Source organism: Citrobacter sp. BIDMC107, from assembly GCF_001037575.1.
In the GTDB taxonomy this organism is placed as follows: Bacteria; Pseudomonadota; Gammaproteobacteria; order Enterobacterales; family Enterobacteriaceae; genus Citrobacter; species Citrobacter freundii.
Genome location: NZ_KQ089848.1, coordinates 1,095,816 through 1,114,305, shown reverse-complemented (window position 1 = coordinate 1,114,305; position 18,490 = coordinate 1,095,816). Strand labels below are relative to the sequence as shown.

Sequence of the window (18,490 nt, the reverse complement as noted above, 5' to 3'; positions counted from 1 at the left end):
TCCTTATTTCTGCCAGGCAAGTTGATGAAGCATTAATGCCAGAGTTTTGACCCCTTCGGCAAGGTCGTTAATGTTTGTGCGTTCAGCGGGGTTGTGGCTGATACCGTTAATGCTGGGAATGAAAATCATGCAGGTCGGTACGCGAGGCGCGAAAATTTGCGCATCATGGCCCGCGCCGCTGTGCATCACACGGTAGTTCAGCTGTTCTTTTTCACACAGTTCGGTAAGGGTGGAGACCAGTTTACTGTCCATCGGGACCGGCGTTTCATCCATCCACAAATCGATATCAATACCGATATCCATTTCATCGCAGATGGCGCGCATGTCGTTTTCCAGTTGCTGAGTAAAATCACGTAATACATCGGCATCAGTATGACGGCAATCGATCGTGAAGGTCGTTTTTCCTGGCACCACGTTGACGGTGTTCGGCTGCGGCTCGACCTTACCAAAGGTCAGTACCAGAGGATCGCCATGCTTTTTGGCTTTCTCGATAGACTGGCTGCAGATGCGACTGAAAGCGTAAACGGTATCGCGACGGTAGCTCAGCGGCGTTGTACCCGCATGGTTGGATTCGCCGTTCAGCGTTACCGTGTAGCGACGTTGTCCTACAATCGTGCTGACGACGCCTATCGACTGGCCATTGCTTTCAAGCACGCAACCTTGTTCGATGTGTAATTCAACGAAGGCTTTGATGTCATTACGGGCATGAAGTGGTTCTGCGGGGAGGGTAAAGCCGCAGGCGTTCATTGCGTCAACAAAACGGGTGCCTTTGGCGTCCTGGATGTTACGGACGTCATCGGGATTGGCCAGCCCAAAAATGTTTTTGCTGCCCCAGAAGACATACGGGAAGCGGCTGCCTTCTTCTTCTGCCATCGAGACCACTTCGACCGTTTTCAGCGGTGCGCCGTAGGTGGTCTTAAGCCAGTCAATTGCTAACCACGCCGCCAGCGCGCCAAACTGGCCGTCAAGATTGCCGCCGTTGACGACGGTATCAATATGCGAGCCGCTTAAAATGACTTGTTCCGGGGATTCACTCCCGCGCAGGCGACCGTATAAATTACCTACTTCATCAAAGCGTGTTTCCAGGCCGCTGACATCCATACGCTTTTTAAATTGCTGTTGTGTTTCAAGCCATTCTGGCGAATACAGCAGGCGCGTCATCCCACCGGATGGATCTGCGCCAAAGGAAGAGAGCCAGGGAAGGGTTTCTTCTATTGCGTGACGAAAATGATTAATCATATGAAATTCCTGTTTCAATAATTATTGCGCAAAGGGGTTCTTTGTTTCGTATGACTTGATATAGAGAGCATCGGAAATCAGGTATTGATAAATATCATCAACAATGTCAATGCCATGAACGGCGGCATTACGTTGATTAATATCTTGATCCTGTCCGGGGTAATAAACCTGTTTAAAACCAGGCGCAGGAGTAACGGCATTCAACTCTTGCATGGTTTGACTGAGATGCTGACGAAATAATTGGCTGGAGGAGAAAAACTCGGGGTTAATCACCAAATGCAGTTGGCCTAAATTACGTCCAGCATGGAGATCTTCATACATAGAACTGACCTGACGACCAAACGGTAATCCCAGCAGAATCCCGGATAACACATCGATCATCATCATCAGACCATAGCCTTTCGGCCCGGCAGCGGGAAGCAACGCATTAACCGTAAAAGGATCGGTGGTCGGCGCGCCATTTTTATCGACAGCCCAGGTATCGGGGATTAGTTCATTGCGTGAGCGGGCATCCAGAACTTTGCCCCAGGCCTGCACCGTCGTCGCCATATCGAAGGTCATGATATCGTCACCAGCCCCCGGCGCTGCGAAGGCTAACGGATTGGTTCCGTAGTAAATTTCCGCGCCGCCGAACGGTACGACCATCGGATCGGACTGGCAGATAGAGAGTCCAATCAGGCCTGCGCGGGCGGCTTGCTGCACAAAGTAAGAAATGGCTCCGCTGTGCCCCATTCGGCTAATGCCGACAACGGCGACGCCATTTTTTTCAGCAATTTCAATTGCATGCTCCATACCCATCTTTGCTGCGACTTGACCGGCGGCATTATCGGCATGCAAAATCGCTGTGCAGGGACCGGTATCTTCGAAACGAAATGTGGGTTCGCGGTTGGTGCCGCCTTTTGAAATGCGCTCGGCATAGTATTCAACGCGTACAGCGCCATGAGAATGAATGCCTCTGGCATCGGCATAAACCAATACCTCGGCAACCGTTGCGGCGTGCTCACGTTTTAGTCCGGCCTTGCAAAGCTTATTCTCGATAAGCTGGTGGAGTGTTTCCCGACTGATTTTCATCTGTCTTCCTTTTTAACGACGGTGTGAAGCATGACTGCCGTTAACATACCGGGAAAATAAATCTAATATGTGATCCAGACAGGCAAAAAAATATAGTTAGAATTTATTTGATAATCAGCATTGGTTTGCCTTTTCTTTTTAAATAAATAATGTCGTTAGAAAATAACATGTAATCCTTAGGTGGTTATTAAAATTCTTTTGCTAATAAATTGTATGTGATATCAGTCACTCTATTTGCTATGCCAGATATATACCTTGAGTTCCACATTAACACTACTCGTGCAATTGCCATGGGTGCAATTATTAAGGGGTTGTTATGATCCACGCCTTTATTAAAAAAGGGTGTTTTCAGGACTCTGTCAGTTTAATGATTATTTCACGCAAGCTGAGTGAGTCCGAAAATGTAGACGATGTATCGGTGATGATGGGAACGCCAGCGAATAAATCATTGCTGGAAACAACCGGATTCTGGCATGACGATTTTAATCAGGCGACGCCGAATGATATTTGCGTGGCGATTCGTACTGAAGCGGCGGATGAAAGTATTACCCAGACTATTTTGCAGCAACTGGATGAGTCGTTGCAGCAGTTGGCGCAGGCAACCGGGGGGAGCCAAACGCTATTGCAGGTCAGGCGCTGGGAAAGCGCGTGTCAGAAATTGCCTGAAGCGAATATGACGTTAATTTCTGTAGCGGGCGAATACGCGGCTGAACTGGCGAACCAGGCGCTGGATCGCAACCTGAACGTCATGATGTTCTCCGACAACGTCACGCTGGAAGATGAAATCAATCTGAAGCGGCGTGCACAAGATAAAGGCCTGCTGGTGATGGGACCCGATTGCGGAACCGCCATGATCGCTGGTACGCCGCTGGCATTTGCCAACGTGATGCCGGAAGGCAACATTGGCGTCATAGGCGCCTCCGGCACAGGGATCCAGGAGCTCTGTTCACAGATAGCACTGGCCGGGGAAGGCATCACTCACGCTATTGGTCTGGGTGGACGCGACCTGAGCGCTGAGGTGGGCGGAATTAGCGCACTTACTGCGCTGGATATGCTCGGTGCGGATGATAAAAGTCAGGTGTTGGCTTTTGTGTCTAAACCACCTGCGGAAGCCGTTCGCCAGCGGATTGTCACGGCGATGAAAGCCACGGGTAAACCCGTTGTGGCCCTGTTTTTAGGTTACACCAGCGCAGCGACCCGCGATGAGAACGTCTGGTTTGCCTCGACGCTGGATGATGCGGCCCGTCTCGCCTGTTTGCTGGCGCGCGTCACGGCGCGACGTGGCGCGCTTTCTGCCACGGGGGACGGCCTTATTCGGGGGCTCTATACCGGAGGAACGCTGGCTGCCGAAGCGGCGGGTCTGCTGGCCGCAAACCTTAACGTTGCTGCGGATGCACATCATCATCACGGCATGATGCTGGATGCCGCCGGGCATCAGATTATCGACCTCGGGGATGATTTTTACACCGTCGGCCGACCGCATCCGATGATCGACCCTGCGTTACGCAATCAGCTTATTACGGACCTCGGCTCTCAGCCGCAGGTGCGGGTGTTATTGGTCGACGTCGTGATTGGTTACGGGGCGACGGCAGATCCAGCTGCATCACTGGTTGAGGCTTGGCAAAAGGCATGTGCTGTGCGAGACATCGACCAACCGCTGTTTGCGATTGCAACGGTGACCGGTACAGAACGCGATCCGCAGTGTCGTTCACTGCAAATCGCCACGCTGGAGGATGCCGGTATCGCCGTGGTGAGTTCATTGCCTGAGGCTACCTTGCTTGCCGCTGAACTGATTCGCCCATCTCAACCTTTATCTCATCAATCCTCACCTTCGCTACTGGAAAAAGTGGCGGTCATTAATGCCGGGTTACGCAGTTTTGCACTGGATTTACAGGCGGCAGAAAAGCCTGTGGTGCATTACCAGTGGGCGCCTGTCGCTGGCGGTAACAAAAAACTGGCTCGTTTATTAGAACGTTTGCAATAAGGGGTTCCAATGTTTACATCAGTGGCACAAGCCAATACTGCAGTAATCGAACAAATTCGTCGTGCGCGCCCGCACTGGCTGGATGTGCAACCCGCGTCCTCGTTAATCAGTGAACTTAATGAAGGAAAAACGCTGCTTCATGCGGGACCGCCAATGCGCTGGCAAGAGATGACCGGCCCGATGAAAGGGGCCTGCATTGGTGCGTGCCTGTTTGAAGAGTGGGCCAATGACGAAATGAGCGCGCTGGCATTATTGGAGCAGGGGAAAGTCAATTTTGTACCTTGCCATCACGTTAATGCCGTGGGGCCAATGGGCGGGATCACTTCTGCCAGCATGCCGATGTTGGTGGTGGAAAACATTACTGAAGGGAACCGCGCGTACTGCAATCTCAACGAAGGCATTGGCAAGGTGATGCGCTTCGGTGCGTACGGCGAGGATGTCCAGCAGCGCTTACGCTGGATGCGCGATGTTCTGATGCCGGTCTTAAGCGCCGCATTGGGGACGCTGGAACAGGGTATTGATCTGACCGCCATGATGGCACAGGGCATTACGATGGGCGACGAGTTCCATCAGCGCAACATTGCCTCTTCAGCCCTGCTGATGCGTACGCTGGCACCGCAAATTGCCCGTCTACAACATGATAAGCAGCAGATTGCTGAAGTGATGGATTTCCTCAGCGTAACCGACCAGTTCTTCCTCAACCTTGCGATGGCTTACTGTAAAGCGGCGATGGACGCCGGAGCGATGGTGCGTTCTGGCAGTATTGTGACGGCGATGACCCGTAATGGCGACATGTTCGGAATTAGGGTGAGTGGACTTGGCGATCGCTGGTTTACCGCACCGGTTAACACCCCGCAGGGACTGTTCTTTACTGGTTTTTCGCAGGAACAGGCTAACCCTGATATGGGTGATAGCGCCATCACCGAAACGTTTGGCATTGGCGGAGCAGCGATGATCGCCGCACCAGGCGTCACGCGTTTTGTCGGGGCTGGTGGAATGGAAGCGGCGAAATCTGTGTCCGAGGAGATGGCGGAAATCTATCTGGAGCGCAATATGCAGTTGCAGATCCCTGGCTGGGATTTCCAGGGGGCTTGTCTGGGACTCGATATTCGCCGCGTGGTCGAAACGGGGATTACGCCACTGATCAATACCGGTATTGCGCATAAAGAGGCCGGTATTGGTCAGATTGGCGCGGGAACCGTCCGTGCGCCGTTGGCCTGTTTTGAGCTGGCTCTCGAAGCGCTGGCTGAAAGCATGGGCATTAGCTAAAAGAGGCACGCATGATGATCATCCATCCTTTGCTGGCCAGCCAACAGTCCCCGGATTTCCGCCAGTCCTGGCAATTGTCTGGCGTCTGGCGACGCGCGATTAATCTCGTGGCCGAAGGGGGCGCACTGTTGACGTTGCACCGCCAGGGGAGCGGCTTTAGCCCGGCAGGATGGGTGATCCGTACGCATGATTTTGATGCGCTGCGTGCGGTGTTACGTGGAAACGAATCTCCTCAGGCTGTCCCTGGTGGGATCCAACTGGGGCCATTTTTGCTGTGCCAGCCGCATCGCCGCTGTTCGTTGAGAATCACTTCCCGGCCACATTCCCCGCGCCTTGCACCTGCCTGGATGGATCGCGGTGAGGAAACGGGATTGTTCGGGCCGTTAATGTTGGCGGCAAACCTGCCTTTGTGCCCCGAACTACGCCAGTTCCGTCACTGCTTTTTCTCGGCGCTTGCGGGGTTGTCGACAGACTGGCGACAGTGGTTAGGCAAGGGGCCCGGGCTAACGCCCAGCCATGATGACACGTTGACCGGCATGCTGCTGGCAGCCTGGTATTTCGGTGCGCTGAATAAGGTTTCCGGCCAACATTTCTTTGCTGCTTCCGGCAACCTTGAACAGGCGACGACTGTGGTTAGCGTGAGCTACTTGCGTTACGCGGCTGCAGGTTACTTCGCTTCACCTTTACTCCACTTTACCCATGCATTGCGTCGTCAGGAAAGACTGGATGCGGCGATTGATTCGCTGCTGGCGCTTGGGCATACCTCCGGCGCAGATACTCTGCTGGGGTTCTGGATTGGACAACAAATCATAGAAGGATAGGGAATGAAAACGCTGGTTGTTGCTCTCGGTGGCAACGCATTATTGCAACGCGGCGAGGCGCTGACTGCAGAAAATCAATACCGTAATATTGCCAGCGCCGTACCCGCCCTGGCGCGTCTGGCGCGCACATATCGCCTGGCTATTGTCCATGGCAATGGGCCGCAGGTTGGCCTGCTTTCGTTACAGAATCTCGCCTGGAAGGAGGTCGAGCCTTATCCATTAGATGTGCTGGTGGCCGAGACGCAGGGCATGATTGGTTATATGTTGGCCCAGAGCCTGACCGCTGAACCGGAAATGCCGCCAGTGACCACAGTGTTGACACGAATTGTTGTCTCAGAAGACGATCCTGCGTTTATGGCACCGGAAAAATTTATTGGTCCGGTCTATTCGCCAGAAGAACAAACGCAGCTGGAAGCGACCTACGGCTGGCATATGAAGCGTGACGGCAAATACCTGCGGCGCGTTGTCGCTTCGCCAGAACCTCGCCAGATCGTTGAAAGTGACGCCATTAAGCTCTTACTCAAGGAAGGGCATGTGGTGATTTGCAGCGGGGGTGGCGGTGTCCCGGTTACTGGCGAAGGATTAGGGTCTGAAGCGGTCATTGATAAGGACCTGGCGGCGGCGTTGCTGGCTGAACAGATTGATGCCGATGGTCTGGTTATTTTGACCGATGCTGATGCGGTCTATGAAAACTGGGGAACGCCGGAACAGCGCGCGATTCGTCAGGCCTCTCCGGATGAACTGGCGCCGTTTGCTAAAGCAGATGGTTCGATGGGACCAAAGGTCACCGCTGTCAGTGGATATGTGAAACGCCGTGGGAAACCAGCATGGATTGGCGCGCTGTCACGCATTGAAGATACGCTGGCGGGCAACGCTGGAACCTGTATCCGTCTGTAAAAAAACGGGGCGTGTGTATACCCGCCCCGCGTCTTCTTATTTCAGCTTTGACTGCGCCCAGATAATACCGCTGGCATATTCCGGCGGCAGCAGGGGGATAAGCGCTTCCAGTGTCGCGCTAAGGCGCGCGGTATCGCTGTCGCTCAGGTTCAGGTGCCCCACCTTACGCCCTTCACGCACTTCTTTGTCATACCAGTGCAGGTGTACCAGCGGCAGCTTCAGCCAGTCGTAGTTCAGGTCGCTACCAATCAGGTTTACCATCACCGAAGGATTATTCACCACCGGCGTCGGTAACGGCAGGTTGGTAATGGCGCGCAGGTGCAGCTCAAACTGGCTGATACTGGCGCCGTTTTGCGTCCAGTGCCCGCTGTTGTGCACGCGCGGAGCCAGTTCGTTGATCAGCAGACCTTCCGGGGTGATGAAACACTCCATCGCCATCACGCCGACATAGCCCAGCTCCTGCATGATGGCGGAGAGCATCGCTTCAGCCTGTGCCTGCTGTCTGGCGTTAGCCTGCGGGAACACCACGCTGGTGCGCAGAATACCGTCCTGATGCAGGTTATGGGTCAGGGGATAGAAAACGGTGCTGCCGTCATGCGCCCGAGCGCCAACCAGTGAGACTTCGCCAGAGAAGTTGATTCCCCGCTCGACGATGCACTCGCCATAGCAATCATCCGGCAGTTGTGCGGTTTCATTTGCGCGCAAACGCCACTGTCCACGACCGTCATAGCCGCCGACGCGACGCTTGACGATCGCCAGCTCGCCGAGTTTGTCGAATACCGCAGACCATTCGCTTTTATCTGCCAGCAGTTGCCACGGCGCAGTCGCCAGACCGAGCTTGTCAAAAAGCTGCTTTTGCGTCAGACGGTCGGCAATAATCGGGAAGACGTCGCGGTTAACAAATGCCGGGTGGCGCGCCAGTTCGCGGGTGAGTGCCGTTTCCGGCCAGCGCTCAATCTCTGCGGTGATCACGCTTTGCTGAAAAGGGACAGCAGCCGGTTCAGCGTCCAGCCCGACGGGCCAGACCGCAATGCCCAGCGGCTCGCCGGCCTGACGCAGCATGCGTCCTAGCTGACCGTTACCGAGTACGCAGACCTGCTTCATGCCGCACCTCGCGGGTCCGGGTTTTCCAGCACTTCATCGGTTTGTGCTTTGCGCCAGTCGTCCAGACGCTGGTGTAATGCGTTGTCGTGTGTAGCCAGAATTTGCGCTGCCAGTAGGGCCGCATTGGCCGCACCCGCTTTGCCGATCGCCAGTGTTCCAACGGGAATACCGCGAGGCATTTGAACAATGGAGTAGAGGCTATCTACGCCGCTCAACGCTGCGCTTTGCACCGGAACGCCGAGAACTGGCACCAGCGTTTTCGCCGCAATCATGCCAGGCAAATGCGCTGCGCCACCGGCTCCGGCAATAATCACCTGATAACCGTTCTCTTCAGCGCCTTCGGCGAAGCTGAACAATTTGTCTGGGGTGCGGTGGGCGGAGACGACTTCAACATGATGCGGAACGTCCAGGATTTCGAAGATTTCGGCGGCGAACTGCATGGTAGCCCAGTCGCTTTTGGACCCCATCACGATGGCGACACGCGCCGGATTATTGCGGGAAGACATGCGTCTGAAAACTCCTGTGGTGCACTACACTCGACTTTTGAGGCCACAGAGAATAGCATAATTAACCTTCAAGGAAAACGATTGCGCGCTTTACACTTCACTCTTCAAGCTGCCTCTTTGTTGGCTGCATCTGCTCACCCCAGTCACTTACTTTTGTAAGCTCCCGGGGACTCACAGATTTGCCGCCTCGATGCAACTCGAATTGTTTTGTGTAAAGAGGAACTGGATATCTGCAGAATTAAAACGGAAACGCGATTAGCTCAACGTCGCTGGGCGTGACTTTCACCATTGAGCCTTCGGTATGCCATGCGCCTAATACCACGCGGAAAGCGGGTTGCTCATTGGCCGTGAGTTCGTGGACAGCCGGACGGTGTGTATGTCCGTGAATTAACCACTGGACCTGATGTTTTTCCATCTCGTTAATCACGGCCTGCGGATTCACATCCATGATTTCCAGCGATTTACTGCTGTTGGCGGCTTTACTGTTGGCGCGCATTTTTGCGGCAATGCGCTGGCGAACAAACAGGGGCAGGGCGAGAAACAGCTTCTGTAGCCAGGGTTGATGCACTTTGGCGCGAAACGCCTGATAGCCTGCGTCGTCGGTGCATAAGGTGTCGCCATGCATGATCAGAACCTTGCGGCCATACAGATCGAGCACTTTTTCTTCGGGAAGCAAGGTCATGCCGCTCGCACGGGCAAAACGTTTACCGAGCAGAAAATCACGGTTGCCGTGAATAAAAAAGCAGGGAACGCCGGAATCAGCCAGTGATTTTATCGCTGCGGCCATTTCATGATGCAGTGGATTCGGGTCGTCGTCGCCAATCCAGGCCTCAAACAGGTCGCCGAGAATGTATAGCGCATCGGCATTGCGTGCATCGCCGGCTAAAAAACGCAGAAAACCGGCGGTGATCGCCGGTTCTTCTGTGCAGAGGTGAAGATCTGCAATAAACAGTGTCGCCACGATTACTCGCTGACGGTCACGTTTTCAATGATGACGTCTTCTTTTGGCACATCCTGGTGCATACCGCTGCGACCGGTGGAAACGCCTTTGATTTTATCAACCACGTCCATGCCTTCAACAACTTCAGCGAACACGCAGTAACCCCAACCCTGCATGCTTTCACCGGAGAAGTTCAGGAAGTCGTTGTCAGCAACGTTGATGAAGAACTGTGCGGTTGCGGAGTGCGGAGCCTGAGTACGCGCCATTGCCAGCGTACCACGGGTGTTTTTCAGACCGTTGTTCGCTTCGTTTTTGATCGCTTCTTTCGTGGCTTTTTGCTTCATGCCTGGCTCGAAACCGCCGCCCTGGATCATGAAACCGTTAATAACACGGTGGAAAATGGTGTTGTTGTAAAAACCTTCGCGGCAGTAGTCCAGGAAGTTTTTAACTGTTTCAGGCGCTTTATCATCAAACGTTTTGATTACGATATCGCCGTGATTAGTGTGGAAAGTAACCATTTTTGCATCCTGTTCCGATAGATTGGTGCTTCGACCCCGTCAAGGGTCAGAGTTAGGGGTGTGTTATAGCATAACCGCAAGCTGTGATCACCTCGCAAAGTGTGCTGCTTCCGGTCTAAATTATGGGTATTATACAGACTTTACTATCCACACACGTCTACACGGAATCTTCGATGTTAAAAATCTTTAATACACTGACGCGCCAAAAAGAGGAATTCAAACCTATTCATGCCGGGGAAGTCGGCATGTACGTGTGTGGTATTACCGTTTACGATCTCTGTCATATTGGCCACGGACGTACCTTTGTTTCTTTCGACGTCGTCGCGCGCTACCTGCGCTTCCTCGGCTATAAGCTGAAGTATGTACGCAACATTACCGATATTGATGACAAAATCATCAAGCGCGCGAATGAAAACGGTGAAAGCTTTGTCGCATTGGTCGACAGAATGATCGCGGAAATGCATAGCGATTTCGATGCGCTGAATATTCTGCGCCCGGATCTGGAGCCGCGCGCTACGCACCATATCGCTGAAATTATCGAAATCACTGAGCAGCTGATTGCCAAAGGTCACGCTTACGTTGCTGATAACGGCGACGTGATGTTCGATGTGCCGACTGACCCGAACTACGGTCAGCTGTCACGCCAGGATCTGGATCAGCTGCAGGCGGGTGCTCGCGTTGACGTGGTTGATGTGAAGCGTAACCCGATGGACTTCGTGCTGTGGAAAATGTCCAAAGAAGGCGAGCCGAGCTGGCCGTCTCCATGGGGCGCAGGTCGTCCGGGCTGGCACATCGAATGTTCGGCGATGAACTGCAAACAACTGGGTAACCATTTCGATATTCACGGCGGCGGTTCGGACCTGATGTTCCCGCACCATGAAAACGAAATCGCGCAGTCCACCTGTGCGCATGATGGTGAGTACGTTAATTACTGGATGCACTCCGGGATGGTGATGGTTGACCGCGAGAAAATGTCTAAATCGCTGGGCAACTTCTTTACCGTGCGCGATGTGCTGAAATACTACGACGCCGAAACCATTCGCTACTTCCTGATGTCGGGTCACTATCGTAGCCAGCTCAACTACAGCGAAGAGAACCTGAAACAGGCGCGTTCTGCGCTGGAGCGTCTGTACACTGCACTGCGCGGTACCGACAAATCCGTTGCCCCTGCGGGTGGCGAGGCCTTTGAAGCACGTTTCATTGAAGCGATGGACGATGACTTCAACACGCCGGAAGCTTACTCCGTGCTGTTTGATATGGCGCGTGAAGTTAACCGCCTGAAGGGTGAAGATATGGCGGCGGCTAACGGTATGGCTGCGCATCTGCGCAAGCTCTCCAGCGTGCTGGGACTGCTGGAACAGGATCCGGAAGCGTTCCTGCAAAGCGGGGCGCAGGCGGATGACGGTGAAGTTGCTGAAATTGAAGCGTTAATCCAACAGCGCTTAGATGCGCGTAAAGCGAAAGACTGGGCGGCAGCTGATGCCGCGCGTGACCGTCTCAATGAGATGGGCATCGTGCTGGAAGACGGCCCGCAGGGCACCACCTGGCGTCGTAAGTAACGCTCTATATTGCCGGATGGCGGCTTACGCCTTATCCGGCCTACGATGGAATGATCGGTAGGCCTGATAAGCGTAGCGCCATCAGGCACTATTAATGACGTTTGTACCACCACAGCACACCCATCATCATAACGGCCGGCAGCCATACCCACATCAACTCCGAAGTTATTACCTGATGCCCATACGGTGTGGCGTAGCGTGATAGCGCAAACGGGGCGACTTTAATCACCTGCCACGGTGCAAAGAAGCGTTCATCCGACCACGGCCACAGCCAGCCGACGCCTTTGCCGCCTGTCGTAACGGAATCCAGCAGACTGTGTGACAGCAGTGAAACCGTCAGGAATAGCCAGCAGCGAATCAATCCCGCCTTAAACCATCGTCGGCCAATCAATACGCAGAGCAGCGGTACCACGAAGGCGAACAGCAGTGAGTGGGTAAATCCCCGGTGGCCAAACACATTGCCATAGGCGACACCGAACTTAAATGACAACACATCGGCATCTGGCAGCATAGCCAGAACGACGCCAGCAAACAGTAATCGTGGGGGGATGACTTTAAGTCCGAGACCTAACCCTAAACAGAGCGGAACGGCTGCGTGGGTAACAATAGTGGGCATGATGATCGCTTCGTGTGGAAAAACAACATGCTAACAGCCTGAATTGCGATCACACAGGGAACACATTCTGAAAACTGGCAGCGAGTGCTGCCAGATTCAGTACTCGTATCACTTAAAAGTCAGAAAGCTTGCTTCTCGCATACTGAATACAGCGAATGATTTCTGGCAGCAGATCGATCAGATATTCATCGTAGTCATCAGATTCCACAAGGGGATACTGTATTTTATAGGTATAGGTAAAAGCGTTGTTTTCTACGGACAGGCCGATGATCCCGCCTTCTGTGGCATCCCACAGATGATTCATTTTCAGCAGGGCGATAAGCGCCTCCGTGGTCTCCGTGGCGGTGTATTCCGCTATATCAGCCTGGATATAAAGCTCTGATTGCTCCGGCTCGTCAAAGAAATAAAACAAGATATTATCAGTTTCCAGAATATACTGGTTCTCTGCGGATTCGGTAAATCCAAGGGAGCCGTAGGCGCTGAACAGGCGTTCAAGTAAAACCATAGAGCGTGTTATCGGATTCATGACATTTTCTCGGTAAATTGAATCAAGATTTCATTCATTCCCGTCAATCTATTTTTCCATTCAAGTGAAATTTGATATGCGCAGGCTATTTTTGCAAGAAAACTGTCTTCTGATTCCGTTAGAAGGTCAAGCCTCAGGCTTAGGCAGAGGCATTCTGTTTGCTCATCGAAGCCAAAAATACCACCTGCAGTATTTCTCCAGGAATGATTGTCTTTTAGTATATGAAGATACAGTGAACGCGAATTGTCAATATTCTCATTTGATAATGGGGCAATATGGATGATACAAATTAACTCCTGATGATTTTTGTCATCAGGATCGCTAAGGATGAATGAAAATAACATGTCTGATAACCAAAAGAAACTTACGCCATTGTCATTAACAGTCGGCGTTGTCCCTCCAGTGTGTCTGCCTAATGCAGACACAAGGTTAGTGAATTTTTCTTTATATTCTACTGGGTTAATCATTTAATTGCCTCGTTTCCTGGAACTAGCCGAAGTTTATATTTCCATTGACATGTATATCTTCAGGGATTGTCAATGTAATCTCGCTGTTGTCGGAATCCAGAGCCATAGTTACTCGAACTGTAACTTGACCTCTCATGTGTTCATCATCATTAGTTATGGCATGATACATCTTTGTCTCTGCTTCATTCTTTACATTTTCAAATAAAGCATTGCCCCAATAGGAAGTAGACGCAGTCACGTCAACAATTACTTGGTTATTACCACCAGTGTATTGGCGTTTAATCTCCAAAGATTGAGGAAGGGCCCTTGGTGAGAGATCATTGGTGAATCCTATTACTCTATTTTCATCTGCTGCCAGTAATTTACCCATAGCATTTCCTAATTGTATTAAAATGCTTTGTTCACAACATGCAGCAACAGCAGATGTTATTTTTTTTAGTTGTACATCAGTTAAATTTTTTTCAGGTGGTGATGTGGTGGGGCGAATGAGACCAGATATCCAGTCAAGGGCATTTTGTTTGATTTGTTTGATTTGTTTGATTTGTTCGATTTGTTTGCTTTCGTCTTCTGTTTCAGTCTCTTCAAGGCCAGTAAATGGCACACCGTCTGACTGGAGTTTGAAGCCTCTTTTAATATCTGACCCAAGTGAGGTTCTGTTGGTAATATAGCCCACAGGATCTTCTATCCATGTGCCCGACTTCTCCGAGTGACCTGCTAATGATAGAATTTCTATGAATGTTTTTTTTGTTTTTTCTTGTAAGTCAGGATTGCTGATATCAACATTGGCAGATGAGACTGGAATTCTGTAAGGACCTGTGATAATAATTTCATTACCAATTCTAATATCACTGTGATCGCGTGATCTTAAATCATCATAAAGAGTGGTTGTTTTCTCCAGGTATTTGTTTGCTTCTATTTTTTGTGAATCGATGCTTATGGCTGTCTTGATGTAATCTCGCATTAATGCCAAGTCTTCAATCATAGTTTTTATTCCGCCGGTAGTACTCAATGCGTTACTGGTATTAATGTTCATACCTGTCCATGAGTTAAAGCCAGAAGCAAGTTCTGAATAACTTTTTTTGATATCGGCGGGGATTCGTTCCCTGTTATCTACACCGTCATCACGTTTATTCACCCCAAATTTCTGTTCTAAGAGAGTAGGGATGTAATTAACACCATGAGATACCTTATCTTTTAATCTATGGCATCCATGTTCTTCCATTTTAATGAATAACATATTTTTACCTGGGATTCCGGTAGGAGTATTCTCACTTTTTTGTGGCATCCTGGCAAAGAGAATGGTTTTACGATTGTTAGGTAAGAATATATTTTTGCTATCAATATCTAAACCTCGTGAATGATAGTCTGCTCCGGCATTTTTAAATTCTTTGAGGTGGCTTGATTTCCTTGAATAACTACCTGCGTTATTCAAAAAGTTCTCTATATTATGGTCTTTATCTTCAATGCTGAAAGCGCCCATTTTGAAATTTTGTGGGCCACTTTCTGCTAATCCCGCAGAAACAGAAACTTTGTTTGATGCCTGTGCCTGTAAGTACCACATCAATTTAGCGGCGTTTTCTTTGGTATTCTCCACAGATCTACCGGCCATCAGTTCTCTATATATGTCATCACCTTGTTTACATATTGAAATAATATCGTCATTACTGATTTTAGGGTGTTCAGGTAATTTAACATTTTTGCCATGCAGGTTGAAATCAACGGTTTTGGGGGCATTTTTCCTGTTAGCTATCTGATGAGTATCCAGGGCCTCTGGCTGAACCGCGTTGGGTAAGATGTTTGGATCAGCGATGACAGGCCCCTGTTGTTCGGCTGGCGGCATGCGATTATAACCAGCAAAAGGGGCACGATGTTCAGCATGAATGGGATGCTGTATACGCTGAAGGGCGTTGTGGGCAAGACGGGAAACAGTCATATAATGTCCTTATCAAGGTTTTTGTTGAAAAACGGGACTGATAAGGAAATCCTAAAACGGATGCTGAATAAAAACTTTCAAAAAGTGCTCTACTTTAGTGAAAATAATGGGCATGGGCAGGTTGTGGGCTGAGAGAGCGGCAAGGGGATAAAATGATCCCGGCAGCTTGCGCTGCCGGTGAAGTTATCAAGCGATGACGGTAATGCTGTGACCTTCAAAGCTCACGGTCTGTCCGGCAACAATTTTGCAGCGCTTGCGCGTTTCAATAACGCCGTCGACCTTCACCAACCCTTCGCCAATAGCAATTTTTGCCTGGGCGCCGCTTTCGCTCCAGCCTTCCAGCTTCAGCAGATCGCAGAGTTCAACATGCGGGTGTTTACCCAGTGAAAATGTGGCCATCTTAAACGTCCTTTACATCATGATATTCAACACACGCCTGCAGCGTGTTTTCGATAAGTGTGGCTACGGTCATGGGGCCAACGCCGCCCGGCACTGGCGTGATATATGACGCGCGTGCGGCAGCATCTTCAAAGACCACATCGCCAACAACCTTACCATTCTCCAGACGGTTGATGCCGACATCAATCACAATCGCACCTTCTTTGATCCACTCACCGGGAATAAAGCCCGGTTTACCGACGGCAACAATTAGCAGGTCAGCATGCTCAACGTGGCGACGCAGATCTTTGGTGAAGCGATGGGTGACGGTGGTGGTGCAGCCAGCCAGCAGCAGTTCCATGCTCATTGGGCGACCGACGATGTTTGAAGCGCCAATGACGACCGCATTAAGGCCGTAGGTGTCGATGTTGTAACGCTCAAGCAGAGTCACAATACCGCGTGGGGTACAAGGACGCAGGCGCGGCGCACGCTGGCACAGGCGACCGACGTTATACGGATGAAAACCGTCAACGTCTTTATCTGGTGCAATACGCTCCAGCACTTTAACGTTGTCGATACCGGCAGGTAACGGCAGTTGTACCAGAATACCGTCGATGGTGGTATCTGCATTGAGCGTATCGATCAGCTCAAGAAGCTCCGCCTCGCTGGTGGTTTCGGGCAGGTCATAGGAGCGGGAGACGAACCCCACTTCGTCGCAGGCTTTGCGTTTACTCGCGACGTAAATTTGCGAAGCCGGATTGCTGCCTACCAGCACAACAGCCAGGCCTGGGGCGCGTAATCCAGCCGCTAAACGCGCCTGAACTTTTTGAGCAACCTCAGAGCGCACCTGCTGCGCAATCGTTTTACCGTCAATAATCTTTGCTGCCATCAGAGAGAGGATTCCGTCTGTTACGTTAAATCGAAGGGGATGCCACTATTTTGTCAGAAGCGGGACGTGCTGTCAGTTTTCGTTTGCGTTTTTATGTGCGCCAGGGCCATCACGGGCTGTAAATGGTGTCAGCACAAAGGCTGAAGCCTTACGAATAAATAGTAAGCATGCTAATTAAAATTAACGTGAATGAAACATCTCATCACCCTGGGTTCTTTATGGGTAATGCTTCATAAACCAGACTGTTACGTACTATTACGGCGGCATTTAGGTAATATTAACCAAGACTTTTCTTAGATCCCATTAAGAATTAGCCAGGGCTATTAAAAGGATTTGCAGGTATTTTTCATTAATTGAAATGTTTAATTTATCGCTGTGACGAATAGTCATATTCGCGAAGGATAATTAGTAAATCAAATACTCAGGAGAGTCGGGGTAAAAGGTTAGCTAATTCTCTTGCGATATATATCTTTACAGGATGCAGAGATAATTAGCCTGACATTTAATGTCGATAATGAAAACGGATCCCGCAGGATGCTGGAGCCGGATGTGTGTAATTCAAGGGAAATCCATGAAACGTAAATTAATGACCTCTTCTGTTATTGCCAGCCTGATGTTAGTCGCAGGTGCTGCGGTTGCAGCCGATCCGGTAAGCGTGAGCGGGGGTACTGTGCATTTTGAAGGTGAACTGGTCAATGCAGCCTGTGCAGTCAGTACTCAGTCATCCGATCAGGTTGTTACCTTAGGCCAGTATCGTACTGCCAGTTTTGCCGCTGTAGGTGATACAACGGCACAAATTCCGTTCTCCATCGTGCTGAACGACTGTGACCCGAAAGTTGCCGCAACCGCAGCTGTGGCTTTCTCTGGTCAATCCGATATTACCAACAACAACCTGCTGGCTGTCACTTCTGCAGATAACGGTACCACTGCCAGCGGTGTCGGGATTGAAATTCTGGACAATACGTCCACCGCGCTGAAGCCAGATGGTGCCACCTTCTCTACCGCTCAGGCTCTGGTAGAAGGGACCAACACCCTGCGTTTCTCTGCGCGTTACAAAGCCACTGCCACCAGCGCTACGCCGGGTCAGGCAAATGCCGACGCGACGTTCATCATGAAGTACGAATAAGCCGTTTTGATTTGCGCAAGGATGACGTTCGCCTCACTGGATGAGGCAATTTCCGGGGATGATGAAGGATGCGGCAGATGATATGGAAAGGCGTGGCGCTGGCGGGAATGCTGTGCGTACTGCCTGTGTTTGCACATACGGTAATACTGGAAAGTGGCCGCCTTCACTTACGGGGGCAGCTCGTCAATGGTGCCTGCACGGTCGCTACTGACAGCCAAAATTTGCGGGTGCAAATGGGGCAGTATCGCACCAATGCTTTCTCCGGGACGGGGAGCTTTGCCTCTACCAGCGTGCCGTTTTCACTGCGCTTAACGTCATGCAGCTCCGATGTTTATGACCACGTTGGGATTGCGTTTGCAGGCGTGACGCCAGCGGAAGATCCGCAGGTTTTCCTTGCCAGTGGAGATGCGTCTGCGACTTCGGGGATCGGCCTGGCGTTATTTGACCAGCGCCAACGGCAAATTATTCCGAACGCGCTGCCGCTTCATTATGCGCCGATTATAACGCAAGAGATGACGTTTCATTTCACTGCTCGTTATCGGGCTGTCTCGGAAAATATAACGCCGGGAACGCTTCGTTCAGACGTGTGGTTTACGTTGGTTTATCCCTGATTTATTTCCCAACGATAATCACACCAAAGGTATTTG

General features: G+C 51.2%; 19 protein-coding genes. 7 read left to right on the top strand and 12 right to left on the bottom strand.

Features of this window, described 5'->3' with window-relative positions:
* Positions 1 to 3 precede the first annotated feature (3 nt).
* Both allC and allD read right to left on the bottom strand, forming a co-directional pair.
* Positions 4 to 1,239 carry an allantoate deiminase gene (gene allC / locus SK39_RS05300; RefSeq protein ID WP_048216740.1) on the bottom strand — a complete coding sequence of 412 codons (1,236 nt, stop codon included), beginning with the start codon at positions 1,237 to 1,239 and terminating at the stop codon, positions 4 to 6.
* A 21-nt stretch (positions 1,240 to 1,260) separates the two neighbouring features.
* The gene (allD, locus tag SK39_RS05295; RefSeq protein WP_048216739.1) at positions 1,261 to 2,310 is read right to left on the bottom strand and encodes an ureidoglycolate dehydrogenase; all 1,050 of its coding nucleotides are present in this window, start codon (positions 2,308 to 2,310) and stop codon (positions 1,261 to 1,263) included.
* Between the two features lie 316 nt (positions 2,311 to 2,626).
* Between allD and SK39_RS05290 the strand changes: the two genes are divergently transcribed.
* From SK39_RS05290 to SK39_RS05275, 4 genes are read left to right on the top strand one after another with little or no spacing between them, the layout of a single operon-like run.
* Positions 2,627 to 4,294 carry an acyl-CoA synthetase FdrA gene (locus SK39_RS05290; RefSeq protein ID WP_048216738.1) on the top strand — a complete coding sequence of 556 codons (1,668 nt, stop codon included), beginning with the start codon at positions 2,627 to 2,629 and terminating at the stop codon, positions 4,292 to 4,294.
* 9 nt (positions 4,295 to 4,303) lie between these two features.
* Positions 4,304 to 5,563 carry a YlbE family protein gene (locus tag SK39_RS05285; RefSeq protein ID WP_048216737.1) on the top strand — a complete coding sequence of 420 codons (1,260 nt, stop codon included), beginning with the start codon at positions 4,304 to 4,306 and terminating at the stop codon, positions 5,561 to 5,563.
* Positions 5,564 to 5,574: 11 nt separating this feature from the next.
* Entirely contained in the window at positions 5,575 to 6,384 is an 810-nt protein-coding gene (locus tag SK39_RS05280) for an oxamate carbamoyltransferase subunit AllH family protein (RefSeq protein WP_032936938.1), read from the top strand.
* A gap of 3 nt (positions 6,385 to 6,387) precedes the next feature.
* Positions 6,388 to 7,281 carry a carbamate kinase gene (locus tag SK39_RS05275; RefSeq protein WP_003835758.1) on the top strand — a complete coding sequence of 298 codons (894 nt, stop codon included), beginning with the start codon at positions 6,388 to 6,390 and terminating at the stop codon, positions 7,279 to 7,281.
* Between the two features lie 36 nt (positions 7,282 to 7,317).
* On the opposite strand, the gene purK is transcribed toward SK39_RS05275, so the two are convergent.
* From purK to ppiB, 4 genes are all read right to left on the bottom strand, one after another.
* Positions 7,318 to 8,385, bottom strand: a complete 1,068-nt coding sequence (purK, locus tag SK39_RS05270; RefSeq protein ID WP_003835757.1) for a 5-(carboxyamino)imidazole ribonucleotide synthase — start codon at positions 8,383 to 8,385, stop codon at positions 7,318 to 7,320.
* Positions 8,382 to 8,891, bottom strand: a complete 510-nt coding sequence (gene purE / locus SK39_RS05265) for a 5-(carboxyamino)imidazole ribonucleotide mutase (RefSeq protein WP_048216736.1) — start codon at positions 8,889 to 8,891, stop codon at positions 8,382 to 8,384. The genes purK and purE overlap by 4 nt, the downstream gene beginning before the upstream one ends.
* Before the next feature lie 238 nt (positions 8,892 to 9,129).
* The gene (gene lpxH, locus SK39_RS05260; RefSeq protein ID WP_048216735.1) at positions 9,130 to 9,852 is read right to left on the bottom strand and encodes a UDP-2,3-diacylglucosamine diphosphatase; all 723 of its coding nucleotides are present in this window, start codon (positions 9,850 to 9,852) and stop codon (positions 9,130 to 9,132) included.
* Between the two features lie 2 nt (positions 9,853 to 9,854).
* Positions 9,855 to 10,349 carry a peptidylprolyl isomerase B gene (gene ppiB / locus SK39_RS05255; protein ID WP_003021875.1) on the bottom strand — a complete coding sequence of 165 codons (495 nt, stop codon included), beginning with the start codon at positions 10,347 to 10,349 and terminating at the stop codon, positions 9,855 to 9,857.
* A gap of 173 nt (positions 10,350 to 10,522) precedes the next feature.
* Between ppiB and cysS the strand changes: the two genes are divergently transcribed.
* A complete protein-coding gene (cysS, locus tag SK39_RS05250; protein WP_003831109.1) occupies positions 10,523 to 11,908 on the top strand; it encodes a cysteine--tRNA ligase in 1,386 nt (461 codons plus the stop codon).
* Positions 11,909 to 11,999: 91 nt separating this feature from the next.
* On the opposite strand, the gene SK39_RS05245 is transcribed toward cysS, so the two are convergent.
* The 6 genes from SK39_RS05245 to folD all read right to left on the bottom strand — a co-directional run bounded on the left by SK39_RS05245 (position 12,000) and on the right by folD (position 16,717).
* Complete coding sequence (locus tag SK39_RS05245; RefSeq protein ID WP_003835753.1) at positions 12,000 to 12,524, bottom strand: metal-dependent hydrolase; 525 nt, start codon at positions 12,522 to 12,524, stop codon at positions 12,000 to 12,002.
* 112 nt (positions 12,525 to 12,636) lie between these two features.
* Positions 12,637 to 13,050: a type III secretion system chaperone gene (locus SK39_RS05240; RefSeq protein ID WP_048216734.1), complete on the bottom strand. Its 414-nt coding sequence runs from the start codon at positions 13,048 to 13,050 to the stop codon at positions 12,637 to 12,639.
* A complete protein-coding gene (locus tag SK39_RS05235; protein ID WP_048216733.1) occupies positions 13,047 to 13,517 on the bottom strand; it encodes a type III secretion system chaperone in 471 nt (156 codons plus the stop codon). Before SK39_RS05235 ends, SK39_RS05240 begins: the two co-directional genes overlap by 4 nt.
* Before the next feature lie 22 nt (positions 13,518 to 13,539).
* Positions 13,540 to 15,450 (bottom strand): hypothetical protein, encoded by a 1,911-nt coding sequence (locus SK39_RS27370; RefSeq protein ID WP_181595253.1) that lies wholly within the window; start codon positions 15,448 to 15,450, stop codon positions 13,540 to 13,542.
* 186 nt (positions 15,451 to 15,636) lie between these two features.
* Positions 15,637 to 15,849 carry a ribosome-associated protein YbcJ gene (gene ybcJ / locus SK39_RS05220; RefSeq protein WP_048216732.1) on the bottom strand — a complete coding sequence of 71 codons (213 nt, stop codon included), beginning with the start codon at positions 15,847 to 15,849 and terminating at the stop codon, positions 15,637 to 15,639.
* 1 nt (position 15,850) lies between these two features.
* On the bottom strand, positions 15,851 to 16,717 hold the full coding sequence (gene folD, locus SK39_RS05215; RefSeq protein ID WP_003021887.1) for a bifunctional methylenetetrahydrofolate dehydrogenase/methenyltetrahydrofolate cyclohydrolase FolD: 867 nt from the start codon (positions 16,715 to 16,717) through the stop codon (positions 15,851 to 15,853).
* A 571-nt stretch (positions 16,718 to 17,288) separates the two neighbouring features.
* Here folD and fimA point away from each other — a divergent pair.
* Both fimA and fimI read left to right on the top strand, forming a co-directional pair.
* Positions 17,289 to 17,843: a type 1 fimbrial major subunit FimA gene (gene fimA, locus SK39_RS05210; protein WP_003835752.1), complete on the top strand. Its 555-nt coding sequence runs from the start codon at positions 17,289 to 17,291 to the stop codon at positions 17,841 to 17,843.
* Between the two features lie 77 nt (positions 17,844 to 17,920).
* Entirely contained in the window at positions 17,921 to 18,454 is a 534-nt protein-coding gene (gene fimI / locus SK39_RS05205; protein ID WP_048216731.1) for a type 1 fimbrial protein subunit FimI, read from the top strand.
* The last annotated feature ends 36 nt before the right edge of the window (positions 18,455 to 18,490 follow it).